This window comes from Pseudomonas sp. NBRC 111133, from assembly GCF_001320605.1.
Taxonomy (GTDB): Bacteria; Pseudomonadota; Gammaproteobacteria; order Pseudomonadales; family Pseudomonadaceae; genus Aquipseudomonas; species Aquipseudomonas monteilii.
Genome location: NZ_BCBJ01000138.1, coordinates 1 through 2,861 on the forward strand (window position 1 = coordinate 1; position 2,861 = coordinate 2,861).

1 protein-coding gene is annotated in these 2,861 nt (G+C 59.5%); it reads left to right on the forward strand.

The window, feature by feature from the left end:
• Positions 1 to 2,861 (forward strand): immunoglobulin-like domain-containing protein (locus APH36_RS32250; protein WP_374754814.1); only part of this gene is annotated, 2,861 nt, incomplete at both ends.

The following is a 2,861-nucleotide window of genomic DNA, read 5'->3' on the forward strand; positions in this document are numbered from 1 at the left end:
TGACTGCATCGCCGAGCGTGACCGAAGGTGGCGTAATCACCTACACCGTGACCCTGAGCAACCCTGCCCAGACTCCGGTGGCCGTGACCCTGTCCAACGGCCAGACCATTACCGTTGAGGCCGGCAAGACCCAGGGCAGCATTGATTTCCAGACCCCGGCGAACGACGTCTACAACAACGGCTCGACCGTCAGCGTAACCATCGAGAATGCCACGGGCGGTAACTTCGAGCAGCTGACCCCGAATCCGACTCCAGCTTCGACTGTCATCAGTGACAGTATCGATACCGTCACCGTAAGCATCGTCAGCAATGGCAATGTGACCGAAGACCAGCAGCCTTCCTTTACTGTGAAAGTAAGCCAGGCGCTGGATCGTCCATTGACCGTAACCCTGTCGAATGGCGACACCGTGACGATCGAAGCCGGTAAGACCGAAGTCGAGTACAAGACTCCGGCTCAGGGCGATGACGTCTATCTCGATGCTGGCTCTATTACCCTCAGCGTTACCGACGCAACAGTTCCGGGCGCCACCTTCGAGAAGCTGGCCTTGGGTGGCCCGGCCACCGTTGAGATCTCGGACACTATCAGTGAAGTGGTGGCCAAGCTGACCGCCACTCCTTCGGTCACCGAAGGCGGTGAGATCACCTACACCATTACCCTGACCAACAAAGACGGCCTGCCGATCAACAACCATTCGGAGCTGTACTTCAAGCTGACCGATGGCACGACGGTCGTTGTGGCCGCCAATAGCACCACCGGCTCGGCCACTGCAACCGCGCCGGATAACGTCTATGTCGGCGCTAACGAGCCAGTGGTCAATGCCATCGACGCCGTCAGTGGCGCGGATGCGTGGAAGTTCGAAAACCTGAACCTGGACAAGACTCCGGTCAGCACTCAGGTCACTGACGAGCCAGGTACTCCCGGTAACCCAGGCGGCACCAACGAAGGCGACATCGTCAAGGTCACCATTACGGCTGACCAGGTATCGGTCGCCGAGAACGTCAAACCGACGTTCACCGTGCACATCAACACCGCACTGGCCCACGACCTGGTCGTGACCCTGAGCAACAACTCCCAGGTCATCATCAAGGCTGGCGAGACGAGCGCACCATACGAGCACCCTGCACAGGGCGATGACGTTTACCAGGATGCCGGTGAGATCAGCCTGGGCATCAAGTCGGCGGTGGACGCCACTGGCGCTACCTTCGAGAACCTGCAGTTGGGCGGTGATGCCTCGGTCAAAGTGACCGACACCATCGACGAGGTAGTAGCCAAGCTGACCGCGACGCCTTCGGTGACTGAGGGCGGCGAGATCACCTACACCATCACCCTGACCAACAAAGACGGCCTGCCGATCAACAACCATTCGGAGCTGTACTTCAAGCTGACCGATGGCACCACGGTCGTTGTGGCTGCCAACAGCACCAGCGGTTCGGCCACTGTAACCGCACCGGATAACGTTTATGTCGGTACAAACCAGCCGGTGGTCAATGCCATCGATGCCGTCAGCGGCGCGGATGCGTGGAAGTTTGAAAACCTGAACCTGGACAAATCCCCGGTCAGCACCCAGGTCACCGACGAGCCAGGCACCCCAGGCACCCCAGGCAACGAAGGCGATCTGGTCAAGGTCACCATCACCGCCGATCAGACTTCGGTGGCGGAAAACGTCAAACCTACCTTCACCGTGCACGTGAACCAGCCACTGGCCCACGACCTGGTCGTGACCCTGAGCAACAACGCCCAAGTCACCATCAAGGCGGGTGAAACCAGCGCGCCTTACGAGCACGCTGCACAGGGTGACGACGTTTACAATGACGCTGGCCAGATCAGCCTGGGCATCAACTCGGCTGTAGACGCCACCGGCGCTACTTTCGAGAACCTGCAGTTGGGCGGTGCGGCTACTGTTCAAGTGACCGACACCACCGACGAAGTCGTGGCCAAGTTGACCGCGACCCCTTCGGTGACCGAAGGCGGTGAGATCACCTACACCATCACGCTGACCAACAAAGACGGTCTGCCGATCAACAATCACGGCGCCCTGACTTTCACGCTGAGCGACGGCAAAACCGTTATCACCGTGCCGGCCAATGGCGCTACCGGTTCGATCACTGTCACCGCTCCAGACAACGTTTACGTCGGTACCAACCCTGCAGTGGTTAACTCCATCGCGACTGTTGCTGGCGCTGATGTCGGCAAGTTCGAACAGCTCACCCTGGACAAGACCGAGGTCAAGACCCAGGTTACCGACGAGCCGGGTACTCCGGGCAACGAAGGCGACATCGTCAAGGTCACCATCGAAGCCAACGAAACGTCGGTTCTCGAGAACGAGAAGCCGACCTTCACCGTCAAGATCAACACCGTGCTGGACCACGACCTGATCGTGACCCTGAGCAACGATGCCAAGGTCACCATCAAGGCCGGCGACACCAGTGCGCAGTACACCCACGCTGAACAAGGTGACGACGTTTACAAAGACGCCGGCGAAATCAGCCTGGGCCTCAAGTCGGCCGTTGATGCCACAGGTGCGACCTTCGAGAACCTGCAGCTGGGTGATCCAGCGTCGGTCAAAGTCGAAGACACCACGAGCGAAGTGATCGCCAAGCTGACGGCTACCCCTTCGGTAACCGAAGGCGGCGAGATCACCTACACCATCACGCTGACCAACAAAGATGGTCTGCCGATCAACAACCACGCGCCGCTGTACTTCAAGCTGGCCGACGGCACCAACATTGTGGTCGCGGCCAACAGCACCACCGGTTCGACTACTGTCGCCGCCCCGGACAACGTCTACACCGGTACCAATCCGCCTGTGGTCAACGCCATTGCATCGGTCAGCGGTGCTGACGAGTGGAAGTTCGAACAG